Here is a 20405-nt window from a genome sequence, read left to right on the forward strand (position 1 = left end):
AGCCGCCGGACGCCCTCGGGCAACCCGGGCCGCAGGTGATGGCCGCCGGACGGGATCACGGCCGCGATCGGCATTCCGCGGGCCAGTCAGTTGCAGCTTGCCCAGCCCCTGCTCACACTGGTGTGGTCGGTGCTGCTGCTGGGCGAGCACCTGACACCGGCCGCCCCGCTGACGGCCGTCGCGGTGCTGGTGTGCATCGCGGTGACCCAGCGGACACGCGGCTGATGGGCCCGCAGGCCCGCTGCCGAGTGGCGCGCCCAGGCCATAGACTCGAGGTCACAGACCGCTGCTCCCCCAATTTCGGTGAGGAGGCATCGATGTACGCAAACGTCGGTGACCAGCTTGTCCAGCACGGCAGGGTGGTCGGTCAGCACGACAGGGTCGGCGAGATCGTCGAAGTACTCGGCCAGGACGGGAACCCGCCCTACCGCGTCCGCTTCGAGGACGGCCACGAGGGCATCTGCGCCCCCGGCCCCGACACGGAGATCAGGCACCGGGCGACCACGACCCGGTAACACGCACAGGGGCTCGGTACGGGGGGCCGGCCGGCCGCTGATAGTGGTCGGCGGCCACCCGTGACATCGCCCCGATCGGATCGGCCGTCACCTCGCGCGCGGAGAAGAAGACGTGACCGCGCACCGGCGGGTACCTCTTCGCCAGCGTGAGGTGCCGGGAGAGCTCGGCCGGCCGCTGCCAGGCGGCCGGCTGGGCCGGGTCACCCGCCTTGTAGAGCGCCTCGCCGATGTACAACCGGGTCCGCGCGTCCCGTACCACCCCGGCCCACCAGGCGAGCAGCGTGGCGTAGTCGGCGGCGGTGTGACCGATGTGCCAGTACAGCTGCGGGCAGATGTAGTCGATCCAGTTCTCGCGGGCCCATCTGCGCGTGTCCGCGTGCAGGTCGTCGTAGGTCTGCACGCCCGCCGCGGTGTCCGAGCCCCGCGGGTCCGCGTCGCTGTTGCGCCACACCCCGAAGGGGCTGATGCCGAACTGCGTACCGGGGCGGATCTCCTTGATCCGGGCGGCCATCTCGCGCACCAGCCGGTTGACGTTGTCCCGCCGCCAGGAGGCACGGTCGGGGAAGCCGGCGCCGTAGGCGTCGTAGGCGGCGGCGTCGTCGAAGCTCTGCCCCGGCACCGGGTACGGGTAGAAGTAGTCGTCGAAGTGGACCGCGTCCACGGGGTAGCGGCGCACCGCGTCGAGCATCGCCTCCTGGACGAAGGCCCGCACCTGAGGCAGCCCCGGGTTGTAGTAGAGCCGCCCGCCGTACGGCACCACCCAGTCGGGGTTGCGCCGCGCCGGGTGGGAGGCGACCAGCCGGGACGGGTCGGCGTGCAGGGCGATGCGGTACGGGTTGAACCAGGCGTGCAGCTCCAGCCCCCGGGCGTGCGCCTCCGCCACGGCCGTCCCCAGCGGATCCCAGCCGGGGTGCCTGCCCTGGGTGCCGGTGAGGTACTGCGACCACGGTTCGTACGGCGAGGGCCACAGGGCGTCGGCGGTCGGCCGCACCTGGAGCATCACCGTGTTCAGCCGGTACCGCACGGCGGTGTCCAGCAGGGCGGTCAGCTCGGCCTGCTGCTCGGCGGCGCTCAGCCCGGGGGCGGAGGGCCAGTCCCGGTTGTCCACGCCGGCGATCCACATCCCGCGCATCTCGCCGGCCGCCGCGCCGCCCCCGGCGGGCCGCCGCGCCGCGGCCGAGGCCGTCGGCATCACCGTGAGCGCCGACAGTGCCGCCGCCGCGAACGCCCTGCGTGAGACTCGTCCCATGCGCACACCCCTGAAGACCGCCGGTCCGCCGGTCACGGACCGTTCCGGGCCCCAGGATGCCCGACCCCCGCGATCGATCATCGGTTCCCCGGAGTAACGTGCACGAACGGAGCAGGGACCGGGACCCGGCACCTGCGCAAGCCGTAGCAGCGAACAGGCGAGCTGCCCGTAACAGGTGAAGGGGACGATGTGACCGACATCGAACGCGTCGGAGTGGTGGGCTGCGGCCAGATGGGCGCGGGGATCGCCGAGGTGTGCGCTCGCGCCGGTCTGGAGGTGAAGGTCGCCGAGACCACCGGCGAGGCCCTGGAGATCGGCCGTACCCGGCTGTTCAACTCCCTGGCGAAGGCGGTCGAGCGGGGCAAGATCACCGAGGAGGAGCTGGAGGCCACCCAGGCCCGGCTGAGCTTCACCACGGACCTCGGCGAGTTCGCCGACCGCGACCTGGTGATCGAGGCCGTGGTCGAGAACGAGCAGGTCAAGACCGAGATCTTCCAGGTGCTGGACCAGGTGGTGACCCGCCCGGACGCGATCCTCGCCTCCAACACCTCCTCGATCCCGCTGGTGAAGCTGGCGGTCGCCACCGCGCGGCCGGACCACGTCATCGGCATCCACTTCTTCAACCCGGCCCCGGTGCAGAAGCTGGTCGAGCTGATCCCGGCGCTGACCACCTCGGAGGGCACCCTCGGCCGGGCCCAGGTCTTCACCGAGAAGGTGCTGGGCAAGCACGCCATCCGCGCCCAGGACCGCTCCGGTTTCGTGGTGAACGCGCTGCTGATCCCCTACCTGCTCTCCGCGATCCGGATGTTCGAGTCGGGCATCGCCAGCCGCGAGGACATCGACAACGGCATGGAGCTGGGCTGCGCCCACCCGATGGGCCCGCTGAAGCTGGCCGACCTGATCGGCCTCGACACGGTCGCCTCGGTCGCGTACTCGATGTACGAGGAGTACAAGGAGCCGCTGTACGCCGCTCCCCCGCTGCTCCAGCGGATGGTCGACGCGGGCCGGCTGGGCCGCAAGACCGGCTCCGGCTTCTACATCTACGGCTGACCACGCTCAGCGACCACCGCGGGCCCGGCACTTCACGAAGTGCCGGGCCCGCGGCTTTCACACACCGTGTGCGCACCGGGCCCGCATATGCCTGACGCACACTCTCCCCACGCGCCCACCAGGCGAGTTGACTCAGCATGCGCATGCAAGGGACACGCACGACTACGGAAAGGAGCGGTTTCGTGACCGCCGAGCCCGAGCATCTGGCCGTCAAGGGAGAACTCGCAGAGTTACGACGCAGGACGGACGTGGCACAGGCCCGCGTCGAGGGCGGGCTGGCGCTGCTCTCCCACCGCACCGAGGAGACGGCCCGGGAGCTGGAGGACCTCAGCACCCGTCTGGCGGCGCTGGAGCAGGCCCGCTGGCCCCTGCAGTCGGTCACGGTGCTCACCGCCGTGGCGGCCCTCGTCGTCGCCTGGCAAGCCCTCGGACGATAGGGAGCCGGCTAGATCCTGAGATGGTGCAGCAGGAGTAAGGCCGCCGCCATGTTGGCGGCCGGGACCTCGCCGCGGGCGACCAGATCGGGGACGATCTTCAGGGGCACCCACTCACGGCGGTCCGACTCGAAGTCGTCCACGGGGTGGCCGACGTACTCGCCCTCCTCGGACCAGTAGATGTGGTGCCGGGCGTCGGTGAGCCCGTTGGACGGCTCCACGCTCATCAGATGGTGCAGCGGGCCGGGCCGCCAGCCGGTCTCCTCCTCCAGTTCCCGGGCCGCCGCGACGGCGACGTCCTCGCCGTCCTCGACCACGCCCGCGGCGAGTTCCCACCCCCAGCTGTCGGTGATGAAGCGGTGCCGCCACAGCAGCAGCACCTCGTTGGCCTCGTTGACCACCGTGGCCACGGCGACCGGCCGCAGCCGTATCAGGAAGTGGTCCAGGTGCCGGCCGTCGGGTAGTTGGACATCCGCGAGGTTGACGCTGAACCAGCGGTTTGAGTACACAGTCTGTTCGTTCTGTTTCGTCCACTGCACGGTTCTGCCACCTTCCGCCGAGTAAGGGGCAATATCGCAGCAGGGACGGTCCAGCAGCAGTGCGCCTCTTGCGGACGTGCCGCGCCGCCGCGGCGGCCGGGCAGGGTCTACAGCGGTACGCGCAGGGCCCCGTCGATGAGTTCGGCCGCCTCGGCGGTGCCCGCGCAGCCGCTGCGCACCAGGTGCTCGCGCACCGCGCGGAGTCTGTCCCGCAGCCGCTGCGACTCCATCCCCCGGGCCTGCTCGGCCATCTGCACCGCCACCGCCACCGCCTTGTCGGCATTGCCCTGCCGCAGCTCGATGGTGCTGAGCATGGCGAGCCGGTGCACCCGGCCCCGGTCGTGCGCGGGATTGTCCACGGCGGCCGCCGCGTGCTCACCGGCCGCCGCGAGCTCGCCGAGGCTCAGCAGCGCCTCGGCCACCTGCACATTGACCAGGCCCGGCTGGACATAGCCGGTCTCGTCCGGCTCGTAGCCGCGCCGGATGCGTTCGGCGGCCTGCTCGGCACGCCGGATGCAGTCCAGCGCGCTGCTGCCGTCGCCGAGGTGCGCATACGCCTTCGCCTGCATCGCGTACAGGTCGGAGGCGAGCGCCGGGGTGATGTGCTTGCCGGCCGCCCGCAGCGCGGACTCGGCGAAGGCGACGGCCTGCCGGTACTCCCGCATGAACAGCGACTGGTTGACCAGCAGCGCGATGACATAGGCGCCGAGCCCCCGGTCGCCGCTGGCCTTGGCCAGGCGCAGTGCCTGGTGGAAGTAGCGCTGGGCGAGGCCGTGCGCGTCGGAGTCGTAGGCGCAGATCCCGGCGATCGCCACCAGGCCGCCGGTGGCGCGGTGCAGTTGGCGGCCGACGGCGTCGGTGTAGCTGCCGCGCAGCAGCGGGGCGGCCTCGGCGTTGAGGAAGCCGACGATCCGGGCGCGGGTCGCGATGCCGCCGGCCTTGCGGTACAGCTGCTCGTAGTGGCTGCGGGCGGCGCGCAGCATGGCGAGGTCGCTCGCCGTGACCCGGTGCCGGCCGCCGCGGGAGACGTCCGTGTCCTCCGGCGGGTTCTCCCACTCCCACACCGGCATCACGGCGGGTGTGCCGGTGACCGCGGGGGCGCCCAGTATGTGCGGCCGCTGCTGCTGGTCGGAGCGCCACAGGGCGGTGGCCCGGTCGACGAAGCCGGACAGCGAGCCGGTGTGCGGGGCGGACGGCTCCCCGGGCACACCGAGGCCGATGTCGTCCAGGGTGACCGGGCGGTGCAGCCGGGCGGCGAGCACCTCGCAGATCAGGTCGGGCACCTGACCCCTGGGCCGCTGGCCCTTCAACCAGCGGGCCACGGCCGTGTGTTCGTATCTCAGGTTCAGTCCGCGGGCCCGCCCGGCCTGGTTGACGTGCGCGGCCAGGCCGGCGTGGGAGATTCCCGCCTCGTCCAGGATCGCGTCGAGCAGAGTGTTGGGCTGCATGTCTGGCCCCCCGGGTCCGGTGCCCGTCAGCGTAGTGGCACCCGCTTCACACGGGGTGTGAACGGAGTGCTCGAATCCGCAGTGTGCGCGCACTGTTGCGGAGAGTTTCCAGCCGGTTGACTGAATGCCTCGAAAGAGACCGGCCGGGCCGCCGGCTCCCCCTCGTACAGTGCGGCGGCCCGCTGCCACGCCGTCCGCCCAGCTGCCTGCCCGACACTCCGTGGCGGGGCGGACGGCGTCGCCGGTCGGCTGCCGGTCGGCTGCCGCCGGGGCCTTTCAGGGGGTTCAGTTGTTGCCCTTGGTGCGGTGATGCGGGGGCGACCAATCGCCGTAGGGGCCGAGGTGTGTTGTCGGCTGCGGGTGTGTCGTGGCTTGTCGCGCAGTTCCCCGCGCCCCTGCGAGGTACGTGCAGTGGACCCACCTGAAGGGGCGCGGGGAACTGCGCGAGCGGCCACCGCGTACCCGCAGTCGCCATGTCACCGCAGCTCCCCGCCCCGTAGGCGCTTCTCAGCTCACGTCAGCTGCGCAGCACAGCCCCCGTTCGCTCGCCCGCGAGGGCCACCGCAGCGTCCCGTGCCGCGGACGCCTCGTCGACCGTCAGCGTCCGGTCCGCCGCCCGGAAACGCAGCGCGTAGGCAAGGGACTTGCGGCCCTCGCCGAGTTGCTCCGCGTTCTCGTAGACGTCGAACAGCCGGATGGACTCCAGCAGTTCACCCGCACCCTCGCGCAGCGCCGCCTCGACGTCCGCCGCCGGCACGTACGCGTCCACGACCAGCGCGACGTCCTGCGTCGCGACCGGGAACGTGGAGATGCTCGGTGCCTGCGGGGTGTCGTCGCCGACCCGCTCGAGGACGTCGAGGTCCAGCTCCATCGCGCAGGTGCGCGCGGGCAGCCCCAGCGTCTTCAGCACCCGCGGGTGCAGCTCGCCCGCGTGTCCGACGACCCGCTCGGTCCCGTCGACGGTGACCACCAGCTCGGCGCACCGGCCGGGGTGCCACGGCCCGTACTGGCCCTTGCGGACGGTGAGTTCCGCACCGGCCTCGCGCGCCACGGTCCGCGCCGCCTCGACGGCGTCGGCCCACTCGGCGGGACGGCCCTTGCCCCACCAGCCGGCCTGCTCGCGGGCGCCCGCGAGGACCACGGCGACATGCCGCGGCTGGTCCGGGAGCGCCGCGTTCAGCTCGGCGATCTCCTCGTCGGTGGGCCGCCGGTCGACGGGCAGGCGGACGGCGATCCGCTGCTCGTCGCGCGGGTGGAACACCAGGCCCGTCTCGAACAGCGCCAGGTCGTGGCTGCCGCGTCCGTCGTTGCGGCGCAGCGCGCCGAGCAGGCCCGGCAGCAGCGAGGTGCGCAGCGCGGGCTCCTCGTCGCTGAGCGGGTTGGTCAGCTTCACCACCCGGCGGGCCGGGTCGTCGGCCTCGAGTCCGAGCTGGTCGAAGATCTGCTCGCTGATGAACGGGTAGTTGGGCGCCTCGACATAGCCCGCCCCGGCCAGGGCCCGGCCGATCCGCCGGTGCAGCCGCTGCCTGTGGGTCAGGCCCCGCCCGGCGGGCGGCCTGGGCAGCGTGGAGGGCAGGTTCTCGTAGCCCTCGAGGCGGATGACCTCCTCGGCGAGGTCGTTCGGGTCGGTGAGGTCGGGCCGCCAGGACGGCACGGTGACGATCAGCTCGTCCTGCCCGTAGACGTCGCAGCCGATCTCCTGGAGGCGGCGCACCACGGTCTCCCGGCCGTAGGCGACGCCCGCGACCTTGTCGGGGTGGTCGGCCGGGATGGTGATGGTGGTGGGCGCGGACGGCGCGATCACCTCGGTGACACCGGCCTCGGCGGTGCCGCCGGCGAGCAGCACCAGCAGGTCCACGGTGCGCTGCGCGGCGGCCGAGGCGGCCATCGGGTCGACGCCGCGCTCGAAGCGCCGGGACGCCTCGGAGGACAGCTTGTGCCGGCGGGCGGTGCGCGCGATGGACACCGGGTCGAAGTGGGCCGCCTCGATCACCACGTCGACAGTGGCGTTCTCGGCGTCGTCGTGGTCGGCGATCTCGGTGTCGGCGCCGCCCATGACGCCGGCCAGGCCGATCGGGCCCCGCTCGTCGGTGATCACCAGGTCCTCGGGGTCGAGCGTGCGCTCGACGCCGTCGAGGGTGGTGAGCTTCTCGCCCGGCTCCGCCCGGCGCACGCCGATGGCGCCCTGGACCAGGGAGCGGTCGTAGGCGTGCAGCGGCTGGCCGAGCTCCATCATCACGTAGTTGGTGACGTCGACGGCCAGCGAGATCGGGCGCATGCCGACCTTCTGCAGCCGGCGCTGCAGCCAGATCGGCGAGCGCGCCTCGGGGCTGAGCCCGGTGACGGTGCGGGCGGTGAAGCGGTCGCAGCCGGCGGGGTCGGAGACCTTCACCGGGTAGCCGTAGGCGTTGGGCGCGGGCACGTCCAGCAGGGCCGGGTCGCGCAGCGGCAGCCCGTAGGCGGTGGCCGTCTCGCGGGCCACGCCGCGCATCGACAGGCAGTAGCCGCGGTCGGGGGTGACGGCGATGTCGAGCACCTCGTCGACCAGTTCGAGCAGCTCGATGGCGTCCTTGCCGACCTCGGTCTCCGGCGGCAGGACGATGATGCCCTTGCTGCCGTCGTCGCCCATGCCCAGCTCGTCGCTGGAGCAGATCATGCCGCGGGACATCCGGCCGTACGTCCTGCGCTCGGAGATCTGGAAGCCACCGGGCAGCACGGCGCCGGGGAGGGCCACGACGACCTTGTCGCCCTCCTGGAAGTTGCGGGCGCCGCAGATGATCTCCTGGGGCTCGCCGGTGCCGTTGGCCTGCCCGACGTCCACGGTGCAGAAGCGGATGGGCTTCTTGAAGCCCTCCAGCTCCTCGATGGTCGTCACCTGCCCCACCACGAGGGGGCCCTTGAGGTCGGCGCCGAGGTGCTCGACGGTCTCCACCTCGAGGCCGGCCGAAATCAGTTTGGCCTGCACGTCACGGCCGGTCTCCGTCGCCGGCAGGTCGACGTACTCCCGCAGCCAGGAAAGCGGGACCCGCATCAGATCTCCATCCCGAACGGCCGGGTGAACCGGACGTCACCCTCAACCATGTCTCGCATGTCCTCGACGTTGTGGCGGAACATCAGCATCCGCTCGATACCGAACCCGAAGGCGAAGCCGCTGTACTTCTCCGGGTCGACTCCGCAGGCGATCAGCACCCGCGGGTTGACCATGCCGCAGCCGCCCAGCTCGATCCATCCCTCGGAGGAGCAGGTGCGGCAGGGCCGGTCGGGGTTGCCGACGGACTCGCCCTTGCACACGTAGCAGAGCATGTCCATCTCGGCGCTCGGCTCGGTGAAGGGGAAGAAGTTGGGCCGCAGCCGCGTCTTCATGCCCTCGCCGAACAGCGACTGCACCATGTGGTCCAGGGTGCCCTTGAGGTCCGACATGGTCAGGCCCTCGTCGACGGCGAGCAGCTCCACCTGGTGGAAGACGGGGGTGTGCGTGGCGTCCAGCTCGTCGGTGCGGTACACCCGGCCGGGGCAGATCACATAGACCGGCAGTTCGCGGTCGAGCAGGGATCGGATCTGCACGGGCGAGGTGTGGGTGCGCAGCACGACGCCGGACTCGGTGCCGCCCTGGGGGCCCTGCACGAAGAAGGTGTCGTGCTCGCCGCGCGCCGGGTGGTCCGGGCCGATGTTGAGCGCGTCGAAGTTGAACCACTCGGCCTCGACCTGGGGGCCCTCGGCGACCTCGTAGCCCATGGCCACGAAGATGTCCTCGATGCGCTCGGACAGCGTGGTCAGCGGGTGCCGGGCGCCGGCCGCCACCCGGTCGTAGGGGAGCGTGACGTCGACGGCCTCCTCGACCAGCACGCGCGCGTCCCGCTCGGCCTCGAGCTCGGCCTGGCGGGCGGCGAGCGCCTTGTTGACGGCGCCGCGGGCCTGGCCGACGCGCTTGCCGGCCTCCGCCTTGGCGTGCGGGGGCAGGGCGCCGATCTCGCGGTTGGCGAGGGCCAGCGGGGAGGCGGGGCCGGTGTGGGCGACCTTGGCCTCATGGAGTGCGTCGAGGGAGTCCGCGGCAGCGAAAGCGGCGAGCGCCTCGTCCCGCATGCGCTCGATCTCTTCTGGTTTCAGTGCCTCGACCTCGACAGGGTCGTACGACTTGTTCGGTGCCGACATCTCTTCCCGTGCTTCCGATTGGCTGGCTGAAGGTCCCCGTCACCGACGCATGGACGGCTTGTCACGGCTTTCGGGACACAAAGGTGCCAAAGGCCGAGTCTAACGGGGTGGAGATATGCGAATGCGCCCGCGGGCCGCTCCGGCGCACCTGCCCGCCCGTGTCCTAGCGGACGGTGCGCGGCAGGTCGAAGTCGATCGCCGGTGCCCCCACGGGCAAGGTAAATCGGAACTGGGCACCGCCGCCCGGGGCGCGGCCGACCGTGATGGTGCCGCCGTGGGCCTCGACGATACCCTTGACGATGTACAGCCCGAGGCCCGTCCCGCCGCGCTTGCTGCCCCGCCAGAAGCGGGTGAAGACACGGTTCATGGACTCCTCCGGAATGCCGGGCCCCTCGTCGCTCACGGTGACCGACGTGCCGGCGTCCTCCCCCTCGCGGGGTGACGCCGTGGCCGTGACGTCAATCGTGACCGTTCCCTCGCCGTGCCGCACGGCATTTTCCAGCAGGTTGCTGAGCACCTGGTCGATCTTGTCGGGGTCGGCCCACAGGTCGGGCAGCGGCTGCTGGACCCGCAGCAGGAACCGGTCGGCGGCCTGCCCCGCGGCGACGTGCGCCTGGATGTGCCGGGAGACGGCGGCGCCCATGTCGACGGGCTGGCGGCGCACCTCCAGCCGGCCGGAGTCGATGCGGGAGATGTCCAGCAGTTCGGCGATGAGCCGGGTGACCCGGTCGGCGTCGGCGTCGACGGTCTCCAGCATCAGCCGCTTCTGGTCGTCGGTGAACCGCTCCCACTTGGCGAGCAGGGTGGCGGTGAAGCCCTTGACGGAGGTGAGCGGGGAGCGCAGCTCGTGGGCGACGGTGGCGATCAGTTCGGCGTGGCTGCGCTCGGTGCGGCGCCGGGCCTCGGTGTCCCGCAGGGTGACGACGACGCGGTGCACCGGACCGGTGGGCCGGGTGCGTACGTAGCGGGCGGCGACGAGGACCTCCCGGCCGCCGGGCAGCAGCAGGTTCCGCTCGGGCTGCCGGACCCGGATGGACAGCCCGCCGTAGGGGTCGGTCAGCTGCCACCAGCGCCGGCCCTCGAGGTCCTCCAGCGGCAGCACCTGGTCGAGCCGCTGCCCGAGGGCCTCCTCGGCGGGTACGGCGGTGATCCGCGCGGCGGCCGCGTTGAAGCAGATCACCCGCCCGTGCTCGTCGGCGACGACCAGCCCGTCGGGCAGTTCGTCGGGGTCGATGCCGAGGCCGGCGAGGTCACCGGGCCGGGGCGAGGGCGGGCGTGCCGCACCGTGTGCTCCCGTTGCCCTGCTCGTGCCGACGCTCATCCACGTACCCCGCCTCTCGGACTTCTCAGGGGGCTCCCGAGCTGGTCACACTACTAGGCTCCGGTGACGGAGCGGCACCCTCCGACGGCGCGCTGTGCACGTGCCGACGCGTAGAGACATACGGCGGCGGCGGTGGCGAGGTTCAGGCTCTCGGCCTTTCCGTGGATGGGAACCCGGACGACGGCGTCGGTGAGGGCGCGGGTCTCCTCGGGCAGCCCCCAGGCCTCGTTGCCGAACACCCAGGCGGTGGGCCCGCCCATGGTGCCCTTGTCGAGCTCCTCGTCGAGGTCGCGGTCGCCCGCCCCGTCGGCGGCGAGCACCCGCACCCCGGCGTCCTTCAGCCCGGCCACGGCCCGCTCCACGGGCACGCCCACCGCGACGGGCAGATGGAACAGCGAGCCGACGGAGGCGCGTACGGCCTTGGGGTTGTACACGTCGACGGAGGCGTCGGTGAGCACCACGGCCTCGGCCCCGGCGGCGTCCGCGCAGCGCAGCACGGTGCCGGCGTTGCCGGGGTCGCGTACGTGGGCGAGGACGGCGACCAGCTTGGGCCGGGCGGCGAGGATCTCCTCGAACGGCGTGTCCAGGAACCGGCAGATCCCGACCAGGCCCTGCGGGGTGACGGTGGTGGAGATGTCGGCGATGACCTGCTCGGAGGCCAGATGGATGCGGACGCCGGCGTCCCGGGCCGCGCCGGTGATCTCCGCGTACCGCTCCGCGGCCTCGGGCGTGGCGAACAGCTCGGTGAGGGTGTCCGGGTGCCGGACCGCCTCCCGCACGGCCTGCGGCCCCTCGGCCAGGAACAGCCGCTCCTTCCCCCGGAAGTTCCGCTTGGCCAGCCGCCGCGCGGCCACCACACGCGAGGAACGGGGGGAGATCAGCTCGGGACCAGCAGGGGCCATCTTCTTTTCACCTTCAGAGAATCTCGGTGCGCGTGCCGACCGGCGGTCGGTGCGCCGACCCAGGGGCGCGGGGAACTGCGCGACCGGCCACAACGCGCCCGCAGTCGGACAACGACCGGACGAACCCCGCACATGACAGGACCCGCAGGCCTGTACACCTGCGGGTCCTTCACTCACGTCGGCTTCAAGCCGGCGCCGGCGTCACGCAGCCTTGGGCGCGTTCACGTCCGCCGGCAGCGCCTTCTGGGCGACCTCGACGAGCGCGGCGAACGCCGTCGCGTCGTTGACGGCCAGCTCCGCCAGCATCTTGCGGTCGACCTCGATGTTCGCGGCCTTCAGACCCTGGATGAAGCGGTTGTAGGTGATGCCGTTGGCGCGGGCAGCGGCGTTGATGCGCTGGATCCACAGCTGGCGGAAGTCACCCTTGCGCTTCTTACGGTCGTTGTAGTTGTAGACCAGCGAGTGGGTGACCTGCTCCTTGGCCTTGCGGTACAGGCGCGAACGCTGACCGCGGTAGCCGGAAGCCTGCTCGAGGATCGCCCGGCGCTTCTTGTGGGCGTTGACTGCCCGCTTGACGCGTGCCACTTGTTAACTCCTTGTAGCGGGGCCGCGGTGGTCCTCACACGGCCCGGAAATCGACTGGGTCCCGGTCCGACGTACGGCGCTCAGTGAAGGCGCCGGGGCGTCACTTGCCGAGAAGCTTCTTGATCTTCGCGGCGTCGCCCGGGGCCATCTCGGCGTTGCCGGTGAGGCGACGCGTCACACGGGACGACTTGTGCTCGAGCAGGTGGCGCTTGCCGGCACGCTCGCGGAGCACCTTGCCGGAGCCGGTGATCTTGAAGCGCTTGCTGGCACCGCTGTGCGACTTGTTCTTCGGCATAGCGCCGTTCTCTCCTCGTCGGTGGCGCTCCTGTGCCCGGTTGCGGGAACCGGGCACTGTGGAGCGTCGTACTGGTTTCGGTTGCTTCCTGGGACCTGGCGGTCCCCGGGATCACGCCTCGGCGTCCGCAGGGTTCTGCGAGCGGCCGGGGTTGGCCTTCGCGGAAGCCTTGCGGGCCTCCTGAGCCTGGCGGGCCTCGGCCATCGCCTCGGTCTTCTTCTTGTGCGGACCGAGGACCATGATCATGTTGCGACCGTCCTGCTTCGGGTTCGACTCCACGAACCCGAGGTCGGCCACGTCCTCCGCGAGACGCTGCAGCAGCCGGTAGCCCAGCTCGGGCCGGGACTGCTCACGACCACGGAACATGATCGTGATCTTGACCTTGTCGCCCTGCTTGAGGAACCGGACTACGTGACCCTTCTTGGTTTCGTAGTCGTGCGGGTCGATCTTCGGCCGGAGCTTCATCTCCTTGATGACCGTGTGCGCCTGGTTCTTGCGCGCCTCACGGGCCTTCATGGCCGACTCGTACTTGAACTTCCCGTAGTCCATGAGCTTGCACACGGGCGGACGGGCGTTCGCCGCGACCTCGACCAGGTCCAGGTCGTACTCCTGCGCAAGCTCCAGTGCCTTGGCCAGGGGGACGATGCCCACCTGCTCGCCACTGGGACCGACAAGTCGCACCTCGGGAACGCGAATCCGGTCGTTGATGCGGGGCTCGGCGCTGATGGATCCTCCTCGGTAGCACCACGCGACGGTCTGGCGGACAGCCGCGTAACGTGTGTGTTCGTTAGACCTAACCGCGCCGGCGCAGAAAAAATGCCCCGGACGATCACAGGCGGGGCTCCTCGAACTACCGGAACACCGCCGCGTTCGGTCGCGGGGCGCGATTTCGGGCGGTGCACTCTCGGGGACTGCGCCGCCTGACCGGTGACCCGCCACCCGCGAGGGTGACCAGGTGGGAGTTCAAGAGCCTCCACTTGTGGGCCGGGCACAGTCGTGTCCGACCGGTCATCGACCAGATTACCAGGATCGCTTGACAAGGGCTAACCGGAGGGCACCGGACCGCACCGCCTATCGTGTGGGCCATGAGTGAGACCTCCCCCTCGGACAGCGCCGAGACCCCAGGCAACCCCGACTTCGACGCCATGGCCCGCGACATCGCGGAGGTACCGGCGGTCGAGGTGATCGTGACCGTGGCCGTGAACCTGATGAGCGCGGCCGCCGTGAAGCTCGGCCTGACCGAGGAGGGGGACAAGTTCAAGGACCTGGACGAGGCGCGCAAGCTGATCCACGCTCTGGCCGGGCTGCTGGACGGCAGCACGACCGAGATCAGCTCCTTCCACGCGGCCCCGCTGCGGGACGGCCTGAAGTCGCTGCAGCTGGCCTTCCGCGAGGCCTCCCTGGTGCCGGACGAGCCGGGCCAGGGCCCGGGCGAGAAGTACACCGGCCCGGTCTACGGCGGCTGAGCACCGCAGCCGCGCCTTCTGCTCCTTCTTCTCTTCCTTCTTCTATTCCTTCACGTACAGGGGCTCGCCCGGTGGGACGGTCCCGGCCGGCAGCACCGCCAGGTCGAGACCGCGCACCAGGCGGGCCCTGAGCGTCTCGTCGGCGGCCAGCCGCTCGGCCACGGCACGGGCGGCCTCGGCGGCGGGCACGGCGGGGTCCAGGACCAGGGCGAGGGTGCCGTCGGCCCGGCCGGGCCCGAGGTGGGCGCGCCGCACGGACGGTTCGGCGGCGACCACCGCGCGGACGGCCTCGGTGACCGCGGGGTCCCGAAGGGGGTCGGTACTGGTGCGACCCTCGGCGAGCGCGAGCAGCGCGGGCCCGGTCAGCTCGAACGGCACGGGGCCGGCCAGATCCAGGACCACGGTGTCCGCCTTCTCCTGCGCGGCGGCCTGCAGGGCCTGGTGCAGCGGCACGGCGACCGGGCGGGCCTGTGGGTCCCAGCGGGCCAGCGAGTCGGTGGAGGTGAAGGCGGGCAGCGCGGTGCGGTTGCCGGCCTTCAGGGTGGGGACGGCCATGTCGCTGGTCTTCTCGCGGCGCAGCCCGTTCTCGTCCTCCTCCACCTCGCCGAGCACGGCCACGACCGGGACGAGCAGCCGGGCGCCCTTGAGCGCCTCCAGGACGGGCCCCACGGCCTCGCGGTCCTCGGCCCAGGCCGCGAGCGCGGCGCTCAGCCGGGGGTCGGCGGAGCCGTCGTCGTCGCGGAAACCGGGGTCGGGAATGTTCTTCATCGCCACGGTCACCGACCCTATCGGCAGCCTGCGGGCACCCTCGCGGCGGGAGCGCCCGGAAACGGCCGGGACTCCGGGTGGGGCCCAGCGGCCCTACACGTCAGAGACCGAACGGCAGGCCGCGTTCCCTGACTGGCTGGACTGGTACAACTACCACCGACCCCACACCGGCATCAGCGGCCGCCCACCAGCCAGCCGCGTCACCAACCTCTCCGAACAGCACACCTAGAGGCCGCCCGGCGGGTCCTCGCGGCTCGCGCTGCGGCGGCCCCGCCACAGGACGACCGCGGCGACCAGCAGCACCCCGCCGGCGCTGCCCGCGAGCGGGGCGGCCCAGTCGGCGTCGTCGCCGGCCCGGGCCTCGTCCGGTCCGGGCCCGAAGTACTTCTCCCCGTAGGCGGCCGAGCGCAGGCCCTCCGGCTTCAGGCGCCCCGCCGCCTTGATCGCCGCTGCGGGGTCGATGAAGCCGAAGCCGCGGCTGTCGTCCCGGCCGCCGGCGGGGGCGTTGCGGGCGGTGTCCTCCAGGAGGCGCTTGACCTGGGCGGGGGTGAGGCCGGGGTGGGCCGACCTGATGAGGGCGACGGCGCCGGAGACGAACGCGGCCGCCGCGCTGGTGCCCCAGCCCTCGTAGTACTTGCGGTCGGGGTCGGCGATGATCACGTCGACGCCGGGGGCGCTGACCGTGGCGTACCAGCGGCGGGTGGAGAAGGAGGCGCGGGTGCCGTAGCGGTCCACGGCGGTGGCGGCGATGACGCCCGGGTAGGCCGCCGGGTAGGAGACGTGGTCGCCCTTCTCGCCGCCGTTCCCGGCGGAGGCGACGACGGAGATGCCCTTGCGCAGGGCGTACTGGATGGCCTCGTCCTCGCCGGCCTCGGGGTGGGCGGAGGCGGAGTCGTCGCCCAGGGAGAGGTTGATGACGTCGGCGCCGTGGTCGGCGGCCCAGCGGATGCCCTCGGCGAGGGCGCCGCCACGGGTGCTGCGGGCCTTGCTCCGGGAGGGGTCGCGGTCCTCGAGGATCACGCGGACGGGGAGGATCTTCGCCTCTGGGGCGACGCCCATGACGCCGTCGGCGTTGCCCGGCCCGTGTCCGTGTCCGGCGATGATCCCGGCCATGGCGGTGCCGTGCCGCGCCCAGGCGCGGTCGCCCGGCCCGGCGCCGAAGCCGATCAGGTCCTTGCCGGTGAGCACGTTCCCGGCGAGGTCCGGGTGGTCGGAGTCGACCCCGGTGTCCAGGACGGCGACGGTGACGCCCTCGCCCTTGGTGGTCCGCCACACCTCGTCGGTGTGCAGGGCGTCCAGGGCCCACTGCCGGGCGCGGATGCCGTCCGCGTGCGCGGCGGTGGCGGGCAGCAGGGCGAGCGTCGCGGCGAGCGCGATGCCGAGGCCGGCGCGCGCGGCGCGGCCCACGCGGCCGGCGCGGGAAGAGGACGCAGGGGACGGGTTCATGAGGCATGCTCCCGGTTCGCCGTGTCGTCGTCGTTGCCGACGGCCTTGCGCAGTCCGCGTTCGGCGCGGTCCGCGAGCCCCCGTGCCTCGTGGCCGAGGCCGGACTGGGCCGGGGCCGTGGTGGCTCCGGACTCCAGGGCGTCCGCGGCGGGCTGCGGGTCGTCGACGGCGCGCCCGTCGGCCCACCCGGAGACGGCGTAGACCACGACGGGTGCGTCGGTCAGCACGGAGATCGCCCAGGCGGCCCGCTGCTGCTTCCCGAAGTCCTCTGCGGCGGTGCCCTTGGCGGCGTACGGCAGGGGCATCAGATCGGTACGCCGGTCCAGGCGCTCGCGTTCGAAACGGCGGGCCAGGACGGTCATCCCGGCGGGGTCGGCCTTGGTGAACAGCAGGCCGACGGTGGTGACATGGCTCTGGGTGGCGTCGGTGTAGGTGGCGCGCAGCAGGCGTTCGCAGCCGACGGGCGCGAGGACCTTGCGCAGCAGCGGGTCGAAGGCGTCCTTGCAGCCGCTGTCCGGGGCCACGGCTATCCGCGTCCAGATCCGGTCGGCCTCGCCGGGCCCCGCACCGGTCCCCTTGACGACCGGCGGGAACAGCTGGTCCACCGGCACGCTGTGCCACAGGTCCCGCCCGGCGGCGAATCCCGTGCGCCGGCCCGCCTCCTCGGAGTCCCCGGACAGATAGCTGCCGGTCACCGCTCCCCCGATGAGCCCGATCCCGAGCACCAGACACACGGCGGCGGCAACGGCCTGCCCCCGGGCCGTGGCCCTGCGCGGCCACATCGACGACGTCTGCGTCGTCTGCGTCGTCTGCGACGCCTGTCGTACGGGCACCTCGCCCGTCACGCCCGCCGGCGCGGGGGAGGTGGCGCTCCAGGACAGGGCGGGGTCGGGCAGCGGGTACGCGGACGCCGCCGGCCGCGGCGGCGCGGAGGGCGGCTCGGGTTTCGGCGCGGGCGAGGTCCTGTCGATGGTGTCCGCGTCGCCGGTGCCGGGGCGATGGTGCGGCTGCCGCGGTACGGCCGTGGCCCGGAGGCCCCGGCCGACGGTCGGCGGGGAGTCGGGGAGCCGGGCGGACGCCTGCGGTGGAGGCGGCGCCATGGGTTCCCTACCGGCCTGCAGCCCAGTACCGAAGCTCGGGTAGCGGGGAGCCCGCGCGGAATCCGCCGTGTCGGCGGAGGCACGGGCGCCGGTTCCGTGCGGCCCGGCGTCCCTCGACACGGCCTCTCCGCTGCGCTGGGGGCGAGCGTCATCCGCCGCGGTGCGGACGCCGTGGCCGGCCGAGCGCGCATCCCGTGCCGCCGTACCGGAGGCGCCCGCCGAGCGGGCGTCGTTCGTCGCCGCGCACTGATCTCCCACCGTGCCGCGACCGTCATCGGCCGCCTGGCGGGGCGTATTCACCGCCGTCCAACCCTCACTCGGCGTCGGACGCTGATCTCCTGGCGTAGCACGACCGCCGGTCCCAGCAGGGCGGAACTCGTCCGCCGCCGTACGGGACCAGGGCGCCGCCGGACTGGAGGCGTCCGTGGCCATGCCGTTGTCGCTCGCCGCCGGACGGCGAGGGGCCGGCGGGCGGCCGGTGCCGGGCGGCGTGCGGCCGGCGGGGTCGAAGGGGGCCGACGCCGGGGGCGTAGGGCCGTGGCCGTCGGGCGTCGGGCCCGCGGGCCGGCGGCGGGGGTCGGTGCCGGGCGCGTCGGTGGGGGCCGCGGCCGGGGGATGCGGCGGAGGCGGCGGGGTCGTCGGGCGCGGGGGGTAGGGAGTGCGCTGGGCTTCCGTGCTCATGCACCCCCCGTCTCCTCGTCGCACAGATACCCGCACCGGCGGTCCGTCATCCCGGTGCGCTCACGCTGCCGGTGGCGGGCCGCCCTGCGTGCGCGTCACTCTACGGCGTGGTGCCACCCGAACGGGAACCGGTCCGCATGGCGGCGGCATCTGCCCGGAACGTCCCCCTACCCTGCGGTAATCCGGTCTGGCAGGCTGCGTCCATGACTGCGCGCGCCTTTGACCGGGCCCGTTACGACCGGGCCACCGCCCATCTCGACGCCCCGCTGGCGATCGTGGATCTGGCCGCCTTCGACGCGAACGCGGACGATCTGGTCCGCAGGGCCGGCGGAAAGCCGATCCGGGTGGCGAGCAAGTCCGTGCGCTGTCGTGCGCTGCTCGAACGGGTCCTCGCCCGGGACGGGTTCGCGGGGATCATGTCGTTCACGCTCGCCGAGTCGCTGTGGCTGGCCCGCTCCGGGTTCGAGGACGTGCTGCTGGCCTACCCCTCCGCCGACCGCGCCGGGTACGCCGAGCTCACGGCCGATCCCAAGCTCGCCTCGGCCGTCACGGTGATGATCGACGATCCGGCGCAGCTGGACCTCATCGACGCCTCGCGCTCCGGCGGAGGCGAAGAGGTGCGGGTGTGCCTGGAGTTGGACACCTCGCTGAAGCTGCTCGGCGGGCGGGTGCGGGTGGGCGCCCGGCGCTCCCCGCTGCACTCCCCCGCGCAACTCGCCGATGTGGCACGGGCGGTGGACCGGCGGCCGGGGTTCCGGGTCGTGGGGATCATGGCGTACGAGGGTCATGTCGCCGGGGTCGGCGACGCGGTGGCCGGGCGGCCGCTGCGCTCCCGGGCGATCCGGCTGATGCAGGCGGCGGCCCGGCGGGAGCTTGCCGAACGACGGGCGGCGGCGGTGCGCGCGGTGCGCGCCGTGGTGCCGCATCTGGAGTTCGTCAACGGCGGCGGCACGGGCAGTGTGCAGCACACCGCCGCCGAGGAGGCGGTCACGGAGGTCGCCGCCGGTTCGGGGCTGTATGTGCCGCGGCTGTTCGACCACTACACCTCGTTCACCGGCCGTCCGGCGGCCCTGTTCGCGCTGCCCGTGGTCCGCCGGCCCGGCGTGGGTGTGGTGACGGTGCTCGGCGGCGGGTATCCGGCCTCCGGCGCGCCGGGCGCCGACCGGCTGCCTATGCCCTATCTGCCCGAGGGGCTGCGCTACGACCCGCAGGAGGCGGCCGGTGAGGTGCAGACGCCGCTGCTGGGTTCGCCCGCCGACGATCTGCTGATCGGCGACAAGGTGTGGTTCCGGCATGCCAAGGCGGGCGAGCTGTGCGAGCGGTTCGACGCGCTGCACCTGGTGGAGGGCGAGGCGGTGACGGACACGGTGCCGACGTATCGCGGCGAGGGCCGCACCTTCCTGTAGCCCCGCCCGGCCGTTCGGCTGCCCCGGTCAGTCCTCGGGGCCGATGCTGCTGCCCACTCCCCCGCCCGAGTCGGCGTCGGTGATGGAGCGGATGCCCTTGGTGATGCGGTCCATGTCGGCCAGCGGCGGGCCGTCCGCGCCGGCGTCGAAGACGTACCGCACCACGACGGGCGACTCGGTGCCGACGCTGGACGGGAAGACCATGGACTGCACATAGCCGCCGGGACCCTTGCCGGTGGTGACCCGCCAGCGCACCAGGTAGCCGGCGCGGCCGGCCACCGCGACCGGGCCGGACTTGACGACGGTGTGGGACTCCAGGCCGCCGTAGGGGCGCTGGCCGAGCTCGTCCTCGTCGAAGGCGTCCTTGGCCGCGTCGGAGATGTCCTCCTTGGCGAGCGCCTCGGGCGAGGTCTCGTCGGTCCCGGTGATGGTGCGGGAGATCACCGTGCCGTGGCGGCAGACGATGCCCTCGCCGGGGCAGTCGTAGGTGCCGTCGGTGGTCATCACCACGTCGTCGCCGGCGACGTGCTTCGGGCGGATCCAGCCGTCGGGGAGGGGGAAGGTGATGCCGTTCAGGGGGTCCTCGACGACGGCCGGGTCGTCGGCCGAGGGCTCGGACGAGGACGCGGACGGCGACGGGGTCTCGCTCGGGGAGGCCGTGCCGCCGCCCGGTACCGGGTCGGCACCGGACGAGGCCTCGGTGCGGGCCTGCGGTTCGCCGTCGTCCCGGCCGAGGAACACCGCTCCGGTGACGATGGCCGCCACCAGCACCGCCCCCGCGGTGGTCAGGGCGATCACCTTGGAGCGGGCGGGACCGCCGGGACCGCCGGGACCGACGGGACCGACGGTGCCGCCCTGGACGGAGGGCACCGGCGCCGCGGGTACCCCGGGTGCCCCGGCTACCCCGGGTGCCCCGTGGGCGGCCTCGGGGGTGCGGCGGTGCTCGGTCCAGGCCGTGCCGTCCCACCAGCGCTCCAGGTGGGGTGCCTTGGGATCGGGGTACCAGCCGGGCGGGGGCGTCATGCTCATTCCGGCACTGTAGGACGCG

Annotated in this window: 19 protein-coding genes and 2 pseudogenes; 7 read left to right on the forward strand and 14 right to left on the reverse strand. The window is 72.8% G+C overall.

Translation table 11 applies throughout. The features are described 5' to 3' along the window. Nucleotides 1–60: 60 nt before the first annotated feature. Together ABD198_RS03305 and ABD198_RS03310 are read left to right on the forward strand one after the other, a co-directional pair. Nucleotides 61–225: pseudogene (locus ABD198_RS03305) on the forward strand (EamA family transporter); the annotation flags it as partial. Between the two features lie 92 nt (nucleotides 226–317). Further along, a complete protein-coding gene (locus ABD198_RS03310) occupies nucleotides 318–515 on the forward strand; it encodes a DUF1918 domain-containing protein (protein ID WP_343997784.1) in 198 nt (65 codons plus the stop codon). Here the strand turns inward: ABD198_RS03310 and ABD198_RS03315 are convergent. Beyond that, nucleotides 487–1764 (reverse strand): glycoside hydrolase family 10-like protein, encoded by a 1278-nt coding sequence (locus ABD198_RS03315; RefSeq protein ID WP_343997785.1) that lies wholly within the window; start codon nucleotides 1762–1764, stop codon nucleotides 487–489. The two genes, ABD198_RS03310 and ABD198_RS03315, sit on opposite strands and share 29 nt — an antisense overlap. Nucleotides 1765–1953: 189 nt before the next feature. Here ABD198_RS03315 and ABD198_RS03320 point away from each other — a divergent pair, with 189 nt between their 5' ends. Beyond that, the gene (locus tag ABD198_RS03320; RefSeq protein ID WP_343997786.1) at nucleotides 1954–2814 is read left to right on the forward strand and encodes a 3-hydroxybutyryl-CoA dehydrogenase; all 861 of its coding nucleotides are present in this window, start codon (nucleotides 1954–1956) and stop codon (nucleotides 2812–2814) included. A gap of 182 nt (nucleotides 2815–2996) precedes the next feature. Continuing rightward, on the forward strand, nucleotides 2997–3251 hold the full coding sequence (locus ABD198_RS03325; RefSeq protein WP_343997787.1) for a hypothetical protein: 255 nt from the start codon (nucleotides 2997–2999) through the stop codon (nucleotides 3249–3251). An 8-nt stretch (nucleotides 3252–3259) separates the two neighbouring features. On the opposite strand, the gene ABD198_RS03330 is transcribed toward ABD198_RS03325, so the two are convergent. The 9 genes from ABD198_RS03330 to infC all read right to left on the reverse strand — a co-directional run bounded on the left by ABD198_RS03330 (nucleotide 3260) and on the right by infC (nucleotide 13216). Beyond that, nucleotides 3260–3787: an NUDIX hydrolase gene (locus ABD198_RS03330; protein WP_343997788.1), complete on the reverse strand. Its 528-nt coding sequence runs from the start codon at nucleotides 3785–3787 to the stop codon at nucleotides 3260–3262. Between the two features lie 107 nt (nucleotides 3788–3894). Beyond that, nucleotides 3895–5235, reverse strand: a complete 1341-nt coding sequence (locus ABD198_RS03335; protein ID WP_343997789.1) for an NsdA family TPR-like regulatory protein — start codon at nucleotides 5233–5235, stop codon at nucleotides 3895–3897. Nucleotides 5236–5752: 517 nt separating this feature from the next. Further along, the gene (gene pheT / locus ABD198_RS03340) at nucleotides 5753–8266 is read right to left on the reverse strand and encodes a phenylalanine--tRNA ligase subunit beta (protein WP_343997790.1); all 2514 of its coding nucleotides are present in this window, start codon (nucleotides 8264–8266) and stop codon (nucleotides 5753–5755) included. Then, the gene (gene pheS, locus ABD198_RS03345; protein WP_343997791.1) at nucleotides 8266–9387 is read right to left on the reverse strand and encodes a phenylalanine--tRNA ligase subunit alpha; all 1122 of its coding nucleotides are present in this window, start codon (nucleotides 9385–9387) and stop codon (nucleotides 8266–8268) included. Before pheS ends, pheT begins: the two co-directional genes overlap by 1 nt. 163 nt (nucleotides 9388–9550) lie before the next feature. Continuing rightward, a complete protein-coding gene (locus ABD198_RS03350; RefSeq protein WP_343997792.1) occupies nucleotides 9551–10708 on the reverse strand; it encodes a sensor histidine kinase in 1158 nt (385 codons plus the stop codon). A gap of 53 nt (nucleotides 10709–10761) precedes the next feature. Further along, on the reverse strand, nucleotides 10762–11610 hold the full coding sequence (locus ABD198_RS03355) for a TrmH family RNA methyltransferase (RefSeq protein ID WP_343997793.1): 849 nt from the start codon (nucleotides 11608–11610) through the stop codon (nucleotides 10762–10764). Between the two features lie 201 nt (nucleotides 11611–11811). Then, nucleotides 11812–12195 carry a 50S ribosomal protein L20 gene (rplT, locus tag ABD198_RS03360; protein WP_167990525.1) on the reverse strand — a complete coding sequence of 128 codons (384 nt, stop codon included), beginning with the start codon at nucleotides 12193–12195 and terminating at the stop codon, nucleotides 11812–11814. A 100-nt stretch (nucleotides 12196–12295) separates the two neighbouring features. Beyond that, nucleotides 12296–12490: a 50S ribosomal protein L35 gene (rpmI, locus tag ABD198_RS03365; protein ID WP_003977225.1), complete on the reverse strand. Its 195-nt coding sequence runs from the start codon at nucleotides 12488–12490 to the stop codon at nucleotides 12296–12298. A gap of 111 nt (nucleotides 12491–12601) precedes the next feature. Next, entirely contained in the window at nucleotides 12602–13216 is a 615-nt protein-coding gene (infC, locus tag ABD198_RS03370; RefSeq protein WP_167990828.1) for a translation initiation factor IF-3, read from the reverse strand. Between the two features lie 359 nt (nucleotides 13217–13575). Between infC and ABD198_RS03375 the strand changes: the two genes are divergently transcribed. Next, complete coding sequence (locus tag ABD198_RS03375) at nucleotides 13576–13956, forward strand: DUF1844 domain-containing protein (RefSeq protein ID WP_167990523.1); 381 nt, start codon at nucleotides 13576–13578, stop codon at nucleotides 13954–13956. Between the two features lie 42 nt (nucleotides 13957–13998). On the opposite strand, the gene ABD198_RS03380 is transcribed toward ABD198_RS03375, so the two are convergent. After that, a complete protein-coding gene (locus ABD198_RS03380) occupies nucleotides 13999–14730 on the reverse strand; it encodes an SseB family protein (protein WP_343997794.1) in 732 nt (243 codons plus the stop codon). Nucleotides 14731–14809: 79 nt separating this feature from the next. Here ABD198_RS03380 and ABD198_RS03385 point away from each other — a divergent pair. Further along, nucleotides 14810–14953: pseudogene (locus ABD198_RS03385) on the forward strand (integrase core domain-containing protein); the annotation flags it as partial. Here ABD198_RS03385 and mycP read toward each other — a convergent pair. Continuing rightward, nucleotides 14950–16170: a type VII secretion-associated serine protease mycosin gene (gene mycP, locus ABD198_RS03390; protein WP_343997795.1), complete on the reverse strand. Its 1221-nt coding sequence runs from the start codon at nucleotides 16168–16170 to the stop codon at nucleotides 14950–14952. The pseudogene ABD198_RS03385 and the gene mycP overlap by 4 nt on opposite strands. After that, on the reverse strand, nucleotides 16167–17270 hold the full coding sequence (locus ABD198_RS03395; RefSeq protein ID WP_343997796.1) for a hypothetical protein: 1104 nt from the start codon (nucleotides 17268–17270) through the stop codon (nucleotides 16167–16169). The genes mycP and ABD198_RS03395 overlap by 4 nt, the downstream gene beginning before the upstream one ends. A gap of 884 nt (nucleotides 17271–18154) precedes the next feature. Between ABD198_RS03395 and ABD198_RS03400 the strand changes: the two genes are divergently transcribed. After that, nucleotides 18155–19357, forward strand: coding sequence for an amino acid deaminase/aldolase (locus tag ABD198_RS03400; protein ID WP_343997797.1), 1203 nt, complete (start codon nucleotides 18155–18157; stop codon nucleotides 19355–19357). Between the two features lie 27 nt (nucleotides 19358–19384). Here ABD198_RS03400 and ABD198_RS03405 read toward each other — a convergent pair whose 3' ends face one another. Further along, nucleotides 19385–20380, reverse strand: coding sequence for a DUF2510 domain-containing protein (locus ABD198_RS03405; RefSeq protein ID WP_343997886.1), 996 nt, complete (start codon nucleotides 20378–20380; stop codon nucleotides 19385–19387). Nucleotides 20381–20405 lie beyond the last annotated feature (25 nt).

This window comes from Streptomyces thermocarboxydovorans (assembly GCF_039524635.1).
Classification (GTDB): domain Bacteria; phylum Actinomycetota; class Actinomycetes; order Streptomycetales; family Streptomycetaceae; genus Streptomyces; species Streptomyces thermocarboxydovorans.

Excerpts from the sequence above, each read along its gene's own strand:
- ABD198_RS03310 (WP_343997784.1), top strand. The coding sequence starts at position 318 with ATGTACGCAAACGTCGGTGACCAGCTTGTCCAGCACGGCAGGGTGGTC.
- ABD198_RS03315 (WP_343997785.1), bottom strand. The coding sequence starts at position 1,764 with ATGGGACGAGTCTCACGCAGGGCGTTCGCGGCGGCGGCACTGTCGGCG.
- ABD198_RS03335 (WP_343997789.1), bottom strand. The coding sequence starts at position 5,235 with ATGCAGCCCAACACTCTGCTCGACGCGATCCTGGACGAGGCGGGAATC.
- pheT (WP_343997790.1), bottom strand. The coding sequence starts at position 8,266 with ATGCGGGTCCCGCTTTCCTGGCTGCGGGAGTACGTCGACCTGCCGGCG.
- pheS (WP_343997791.1), bottom strand. The coding sequence starts at position 9,387 with ATGTCGGCACCGAACAAGTCGTACGACCCTGTCGAGGTCGAGGCACTG.
- ABD198_RS03350 (WP_343997792.1), bottom strand. The coding sequence starts at position 10,708 with ATGAGCGTCGGCACGAGCAGGGCAACGGGAGCACACGGTGCGGCACGC.
- ABD198_RS03355 (WP_343997793.1), bottom strand. The coding sequence starts at position 11,610 with ATGGCCCCTGCTGGTCCCGAGCTGATCTCCCCCCGTTCCTCGCGTGTG.
- rpmI (WP_003977225.1), bottom strand. The coding sequence starts at position 12,490 with ATGCCGAAGAACAAGTCGCACAGCGGTGCCAGCAAGCGCTTCAAGATC.
- ABD198_RS03375 (WP_167990523.1), top strand. The coding sequence starts at position 13,576 with ATGAGTGAGACCTCCCCCTCGGACAGCGCCGAGACCCCAGGCAACCCC.
- mycP (WP_343997795.1), bottom strand. The coding sequence starts at position 16,170 with ATGAACCCGTCCCCTGCGTCCTCTTCCCGCGCCGGCCGCGTGGGCCGC.
- ABD198_RS03395 (WP_343997796.1), bottom strand. The coding sequence starts at position 17,270 with ATGGCGCCGCCTCCACCGCAGGCGTCCGCCCGGCTCCCCGACTCCCCG.
- ABD198_RS03400 (WP_343997797.1), top strand. The coding sequence starts at position 18,155 with ATGACTGCGCGCGCCTTTGACCGGGCCCGTTACGACCGGGCCACCGCC.
- ABD198_RS03405 (WP_343997886.1), bottom strand. The coding sequence starts at position 20,380 with ATGACGCCCCCGCCCGGCTGGTACCCCGATCCCAAGGCACCCCACCTG.